Consider the following 7050-nt stretch of genomic DNA (forward strand, 5'->3'; position numbering starts at 1 on the left):
GCTCGCCATAGAGGGAGGGGCCGACGACCAGCAGGTTGGAGCCGGGCAGGAACAGCAGGAGGAACCAGCACAGCCCCGCGCTGACGACGGGTGCCCTCCGCCACAGCAGCACCGTCAGCACGAGCAGCAGGACGAGTGCCCCCAGTCCCAGCCAGGCCCCGGCGCTCTCCACCCCGACCGGGCCGCACGCGGGCGCCGAGCACAGGTACAGCCGCTGCATCGGATTGGCGATGCCACCGAGGTAGCGGGACCAGAAGATCTCGGCCGCGCCCAGCACCCGTTGCGGCCAGGGTGCCGAGACGAGCGGATTGGTCATGTCGCCGATGCGCGCGCCCAGCAGCGTCCCCACGGCGTTCCAGCGGGCCCCGAGGTACAGCCCGGTCACCCCCACGTAGCCGCCCAGCCGCCCCCAGGGCAGCACCCGCCAGCTCCCCGTCCGAAGCACCTCCAGGAGGCACCACAGCAGCGGATAGACGATGGCGCTCTCCTTGGAGCCCAGCGCCAGCGCGTAGCACAGCAGGGCCCCCCCGACGCCCCGGGCTCCCGCGGTACGGTGTGCCGCGTAGCCGAGCAGTCCGAAGAGGGCCGCCAGGATGTCGGCACGGCCGACGATCGATTGCACGGCCTCGGCCGGCGCGGCCAGGACGGAGAACAGGGCAGCCGCCCACCACGCGGTCTCCGTCCCCGCCTGGCTCCGCCACACCCGGTAGAGGGCCACCACGGCCGCCAGGTGCCACAGCACGTTGGTCAGGTGGAACAGCCAGGCACGCCCGCCGCCCAGCCGCGCGTCCAGGACGAACGACAGCACGACCACCGGCCTGTAGGTGCCAATGGTGTTGTCGGCCGTCCTGCCCCAGAAGTCCCGGGAGAAGGCCTCCAGGGCAGACACGTCTCCCACCACCACCGGGCTCGTCTCCACCGCCAGGGTGTCGTCGAGGACGAAGCCCGAGGGCACGGCGCCCACATAGACGAGTGCCGCCAGCGCGCAGAGCAGAAGGAGCCGAATCGGCTCTCGGCCAGAGTCCAAGGACGTCTCCTTCATGAGCGCCCGTGCGCTGGATGAGGTGACAGGGGGGCCGGTCAGGGACCGGTGGTCGCCGCCTTCACCGCCGGAGCATGCACCGGCGCGGGCGCTCCGGCCATCTCATCCGTGGGCGACTCCTCCTCCGAGGCCTCCTCCTCGGTGGGGGCTTCCTCCTGCGACTCGGAGGGCTCCTCCTTCGCGGGAATCAGGGCTCCCGTCGGCAGGCGGGCGAGGCCCAGGCGCATGGCCTCACGGCCAAGCCACGTGGCCCGGATGCGCCAGATGGGCTCGTTGACGATGACGACCGCCACCGCCACCTTGGGGTTGTCCTTGGGCGCGAAGCCCACGAACCACGAGTAGTCCCGGAAGGGCGCGCGATCCGCCAGCGTCCCCGTCTTGCCCACGGCGCCCGGCACGCCCATGCCGCGCTCGCGGAAGACGCGGCGCGCGGTGCCCTTCGTCACCGTGGCCTCCAGCAGCGTCGTCAGGTCGCGCGCCACCTCGGGCGACAGCACCTGCTCGCCGGCCTGGGGCGGCGCGTTCGCATCGGGCTCGAAGAGGACGGGGTCCTTCCACACGCCCTTGTTGGCCGCCACGGCCGCCACCAGCGCGCCGTGCAGCGGCGAGAGGTACACGTCCCCGAAGCCCGCCCCCGTCTGGGCGAAGCGGAACTTGTCGTCCTCCGGCACGGCGGCGAGCGACACGTCCGTGGGCACCGGGAAGGCGATCTCCCGGTTGAAACGGAAGCGGGCGGCGGCGCGCTTCAGCGCCTCGGGCGACAGGTAGCGCTGCGTCAGCTTGGCGAAGATGACGTTGGCGCTCTTGCCCATGGCCTCGGCCAGCGAGTGGCACTGGCCATCCCGCGCGCTGTCCTCCAGCAGCTTCTCGGAGAGCCGGCGCTTGCCGCCGTGGAAGCACGTCTCGTCCAGGGGCTTCACCCCGGCCTCCAGCAGCGCGCTGCCGGTGATGATCTTGAAGATGCTCGCCGCGGGGAACACGGCGCGAGTGGCCAGCCCGCGCATTTCCGGCTGGGTCCGCGAGTGCTCGGCCATGGCCAGCACCCGGCCCGTGGACGGCTCCAGCACCACCGCCGCCCCGTAGGGCACCCCGTACTGCTTGAAGATGTCCTTGAGCTGCGACTGGAGCGTCGGGTCGATGGTCAGCGGCACGTCGCCCTGGGGCCCCGGCACCACCCACCGGCCCTGCGCATCGCGCCTGGCGCGGGCGAGCACGTCCTGCTTGGGCGACAGCGAGCGCAGGCGGGCGAAGGGCGGATCCTCCTCGCGCGAGGGCACCGGCACGGGCGGCACCAGCCCCAGCATCCCCCCGTCCTCCGTGGCCCCTTGCGCCTGGGCCACGCCCCCGTCCGATACCCCACCATCCGCGAGCGCGGCCTCGGCCACCGGCCCCGTGTCCCGCGGGGTGCCGTCATCGGCGCCCACGAGCAGGAGGAGCAGGGGGAGGAGCAGCGTGGCGGGAAGGGCACGGGAAAGCGTCATGCGGGAACCGTCGCGCGAGAGAGGTGGGGGCGGCATGGTACCCGCCCCGGCATGGACGTCCATTCCGCCGCGTGAGTTCCCCTGGAGAGCAAGAATCCTGGCGAGCCCCTCCCAGGCCCGGTAGGGTCCAATGGCCTTGAACGGATTGAATGAGACCGCAGTGATCTGGAGCGCCGAGTGCCGTCGCACCGTGCGCAGCGCGCGCGTGGTGGCACTGCTCGGGCTCTACAGCATGTTCTCGATGCTGGTGCTGCTGGTGGTGGGAGGCATCACGAAGGCGCTGCGGGAGCAGTTGGATGCCCAGCTCGCCCAGGCCGGGGCCGATGCCGCCGCGGGCGTCCAGGTCGCCGAGGAGATGCAGAAGGGCTTCCTCGGCTTCCTCGTGGGAGGCGACCAGGCCATGGCGGAGGCCCTGGGGCAGGTGCCGCTGGTGGTGCTGGTGGTCTTCAAGGTCACCCTCTTCTTCCTGCCCCTCTACGTCGCCATCATGGGCTTCGACCAGGTGAGCGGCGAGGTGGGCCCGCGCTCCATCCGCTACCTCACCGTGCGCGCGCGGCGCTCGTCGCTGCTGCTGGGCAAGTTCCTGTCGCAGGCCACGGTGCTGCTGGGGTTGGTGCTCGTCATCGACCTGGCCATCTTCGTCTACGCCGCGTTCACCACGCCGGACTTCTCCCCCGTGGCCTTCGCGCTCAACCTGCTGAAGTTCTGGCTGGCCGCGGTGGTGTTCTCGCTGGCGTACCTGGCGCTCACCACCTTCTGCTCCAGCCTGTTCCGCTCGCCCGCGCTGAGCCTCATCTTCAACATCTTCCTGCTCTTCGGCTTCTGGCTGGTGAATCTGGTGGGGAGCCTCGCCTCCGAGGGCAACCCCGTGAGCTACATGCGCTACCTGTCACCCTCGCACTACGCCAACAACCTGCTGCACCCGCGGCTGGCCGAGTTCGCCGTGAGTGGCGCGGCCTACGCCGCCTTCGCGGTGCTGTTCCTCGGCGCTTCCCTCTTCGTCCTGCGCGCGAGGGATCTGTGAGCGAGCTGGCCATCGACATCGTGAATGCCACCAAGCGCTTCGGCGCCAAGGTGGCGGTGGACGGGGTGAGCTTCTCCGTCGAGCGCGGCCAGGTGTACGGCCTGATCGGCCCCAACGGCGCGGGGAAGACGACCACCTTCTCCATGATGTGCGGCTACCTCTACCCCACCGGCGGCAGCGTGCGGGTGATGGGGATGGATCCCTCCGTGGACGGCTCCCTCAAGGGGAAGGTGGGCGCGCTGCCCCAGGACGCGGTGCTGCCCGGCGGCTGGAAGGTGGGCGCGCTCCTCATGTACTGGGCGCGGCTGAGTGGCGTGGAGAATCCCGAGAGCGAGGCGCGCGGGGCGCTCGAGAAGGTGGGCCTCATCGAGGCGTGGAACGTGGAGACGCACGCGCTCTCGCATGGCATGGCCAAGCGCACGGCCATGGCACAGGCCCTCATGGGCAAGCCGCCGCTGGTGCTGCTCGACGAGCCCACCGCCGGGTTGGATCCGCGCATCGCCGCCCAGGTGCGACAGGTCATCCGCGACATGAAGGGCGAGCAGACGGTGGTGGTCTCCAGCCACAACCTCCAGGAGCTGGAGGAGCTGTGCGACGCGGCGGCCATCCTCGACCGGGGCAAGCTGGCCCAGGCCGGCACCATGGCCGAGCTCACCAGCCAGACGGCCGAGTTCCGCGTCCAGGTGGCTCGCGGCACCGTCATCGTGCCGGAGCTGGAGGCCCTGCCGGGCATCACCACCGCGCGAATGGAGAACGAGTCGGTCCTCTACGTCCGGTATGACGGCAAGACCCATCAGCCCGAGGAGGTCATCAGCCGGGTGGTGGGACACCTGATCCAGACGGGGGTGCTCATCCTCGGCGTCTCGCGCGGCCGCCGGCTGGAAGACCGGGTCCTCCAGCTCCTCTAGGAAAATCCCCCGGAAAATCCGGGTGAAACTCCGGGCCCGCTCGTGTCACCCCGGGGCTGATGGCACCCCGCCCCCTCTCACGGCCCTCCGCCCGCCTTGCGGACCCAGCCCACCCAGCTCGCCCCTCGCTGTTCCAGGCCGAGCAGGGTGTGGCCGGTGGCCTCACACCACGCGGGCAGATCCTGCCGCACCCCGGGATCGGTGGCCACGAGCTCCACCAGGGCGCCCGGCTGGAGCCGGCGCATGGCCTTGGCGATTTCCAGGATGGGCATGGGGCAGTACGCCCCCGAGGCGTCCACGCGCACGTCCGGCTGCATGGCCTCAGTGTAGGCGCGGGGCATGAACGTCGTTGGGGGAATTTTCGAGGAAAAACATCGTGTTTTCGGGGCCCTGGGTCCCATCATGGCCCGGTTCGGGTGCGCCTGCCGACCTTGCGCGCTCGAAATGGGCTCTGGTATCAACCCCGGCCTTCTTGACCTATGAGCAAAAGCGCGGATCCGCACTCGGACATGACGACGAAGGAGCAGCACACAACCATGAAACCCAATGTTCTCGTGGCCCTCTTGGTGGGCCTGGTGCTGGGCTTCGCAGGCGGCCGTGCCGTTACCGGCCCCTCGAACACCAGCGCTGGTAGCAAGCCCACGGCGGCGGCCCCCGCCGCCAATGCCCCCAAGCCGGGTGCCCGGCCGGTGGACCCCACCATCTTCAAGGTGCCCATCGATGGCTCGCCCGTGAAGGGCAACGCCGACGCGCTCGTCACGCTCGTCGAGTTCTCCGACTACCAGTGCCCGTTCTGCTCCCGCGCCGACGCGACGGTGGTGCAGCTTCAGAAGGACTACGGCAGCAAGCTGCGCGTGGTCATGAAGCAGAACCCGCTGTCCTTCCACCCGCGCGCCAAGCCCGCCGCGCTGGCCGCCATGGCCGCCGGTGAGCAGGGCAAGTACTGGGAGTACCACGGCAAGCTCTTCGCCAACGCCAAGGCCCTCGAGGACGCGGACCTGGAGAAGTACGCCCAGGAGCTCGGTCTGGACATGAACCGCTGGAAGGCGGCCCTGGCCAAGCCGGAGTTCTCCGCCATCATCGACCGCGACCAGGCCCTGGCCGGCAAGCTCGGCGCCAACGGCACCCCGGCCTTCTTCATCAACGGCCGCTTCCTGTCCGGCGCCCAGCCCATCGACAACTTCAAGGCGCTGATCGACGAGGAGCTCGCCAAGGCCGAGGCCCTGACGCGCTCGGGCACCCCGGCCAACCAGGTGTACGCCGCCATCCTCGCCAAGGGCGTGGACGCCGCTCCCTCGCGCAACAACCAGCCCGAGGCCCCCGCCACCGCCTACCGCAAGGTGGACGCGCCCGCCGACGCCCCCTCCTTCGGCCCGAAGAACGCCAAGGTGACGATCGTCGAGTGGTCCGACTTCGAGTGCCCCTTCTGCGGCCGCGTGGGCCCCACGCTCAAGCAGATCAAGGAGAGCTACCCCAAGGACGTGCGCGTGGTGTTCCGTCACCAGCCGCTGTCGTTCCACGCGAACGCCAAGCCCGCCGCCGAGGCCTCCATGGCCGCCCATGAGCAGGGCAAGTTCTGGGAGTACCACGACAAGCTGTTCTCCAATCAGCGCGCCCTGGACCGCGCATCCCTCGAGCGCTACGCCGAGGAGCTGAAGCTGGACATGGGCAAGTTCCGCTCCGCGCTCGACTCCGGCAAGTTCCGCGCGAAGGTGGAGGCGGACGCCGCCGCCGGCGCCGCCGTGGGCGCCAATGGCACCCCGACCTTCTTCGTCAACGGCCGTGAGTTGGTGGGCGCCCAGCCCTTCGACAGCTTCAAGAAGGTCATCGACGAGGAGATGGCCCGCGCCGACAAGCTGCTGGCCGCCGGCACCAAGGCCGACGACCTGTACGCGAAGCTGATCGACGAGGGTCTCAAGTCGGCGCCCAAGGCGCAGGCCGCGGCCGAGCCGGCCGTGCAGAACATCGAGGTCGGCAACGCCCCGGCGCGCGGTCCGAAGAACGCCCCGGTGACCATCGTGGCCTACTCGGACTTCGAGTGCCCCTTCTGCAGCCGCGTGGTGCCCACGCTCAAGCAGCTCGAGGAGGAGTACAAGGGCAAGATCCGCGTGGCCTTCAAGCACCAGCCGCTGGGCTTCCACGCGAACGCCAAGCCGGCCGCCATGGCCTCCATGGCCGCCCACGAGCAGGGCAAGTTCTGGGAGTACCACGACAAGCTGTTCGCCAATCAGCGTGCCCTGGACCGCGTCTCCCTCGACCGGTACGCCGAGGAGCTGAAGCTGGACATGGGCAAGTTCAAGGCCGCCATGGACAGCAACAAGTACGACGCGCAGATCTCCGCGGACATGGCCGAGGCCACCCGCGTGGGCGTCAACGGCACCCCCACCTTCTTCATCAACGGCCGCGCGCTGGTGGGTGCTCAGCCCAACGACGCCTACAAGCGCGTCATCGACGAGGAGCTGAAGAAGGGTGGCGGCGCGGTGGCCAAGGACACCAAGTAGTCCCGGCTCCCCTGCCCTGAAGCACGAAGGCCGTCGGACCCCAAGAGGTCCGGCGGCCTTTGCCTTTGCGGGCGTGTCCCTCGGCGCGTCCTCA

General features: G+C 70.0%; 5 protein-coding genes and 1 pseudogene. 3 read left to right on the forward strand and 3 right to left on the reverse strand.

Features of this window, described 5'->3' with window-relative positions; translation table 11 throughout:
* Positions 1 to 1027 (reverse strand): annotated as a pseudogene (locus tag VF794_RS31675) (hypothetical protein); the annotation flags it as partial.
* 53 nt (positions 1028 to 1080) lie between these two features.
* Positions 1081 to 2523: a penicillin-binding transpeptidase domain-containing protein gene (locus tag VF794_RS31680; RefSeq protein WP_331116849.1), complete on the reverse strand. Its 1443-nt coding sequence runs from the start codon at positions 2521 to 2523 to the stop codon at positions 1081 to 1083.
* A gap of 160 nt (positions 2524 to 2683) precedes the next feature.
* On the opposite strand from VF794_RS31680, the gene VF794_RS31685 reads away from it, so the two are divergent.
* Both VF794_RS31685 and VF794_RS31690 read left to right on the forward strand, forming a co-directional pair.
* Entirely contained in the window at positions 2684 to 3547 is an 864-nt protein-coding gene (locus VF794_RS31685) for an ABC transporter permease (protein ID WP_331116850.1), read from the forward strand.
* Entirely contained in the window at positions 3544 to 4455 is a 912-nt protein-coding gene (locus tag VF794_RS31690; RefSeq protein WP_331116851.1) for an ABC transporter ATP-binding protein, read from the forward strand. Before VF794_RS31685 ends, VF794_RS31690 begins: the two co-directional genes overlap by 4 nt.
* A 77-nt stretch (positions 4456 to 4532) precedes the next feature.
* Here the strand turns inward: VF794_RS31690 and VF794_RS31695 are convergent, their stop codons facing one another.
* On the reverse strand, positions 4533 to 4796 hold the full coding sequence (locus tag VF794_RS31695; protein WP_331116852.1) for a sulfurtransferase TusA family protein: 264 nt from the start codon (positions 4794 to 4796) through the stop codon (positions 4533 to 4535).
* A 195-nt stretch (positions 4797 to 4991) separates the two neighbouring features.
* On the opposite strand from VF794_RS31695, the gene VF794_RS31700 reads away from it, so the two are divergent.
* Positions 4992 to 6956 (forward strand): DsbA family protein, encoded by a 1965-nt coding sequence (locus VF794_RS31700; RefSeq protein ID WP_331116853.1) that lies wholly within the window; start codon positions 4992 to 4994, stop codon positions 6954 to 6956.
* The last annotated feature ends 94 nt before the right edge of the window (positions 6957 to 7050 follow it).

It is taken from the genome of Archangium sp., from assembly GCF_036389735.1.
Lineage (GTDB): Bacteria > Myxococcota > Myxococcia > Myxococcales > Myxococcaceae > Archangium.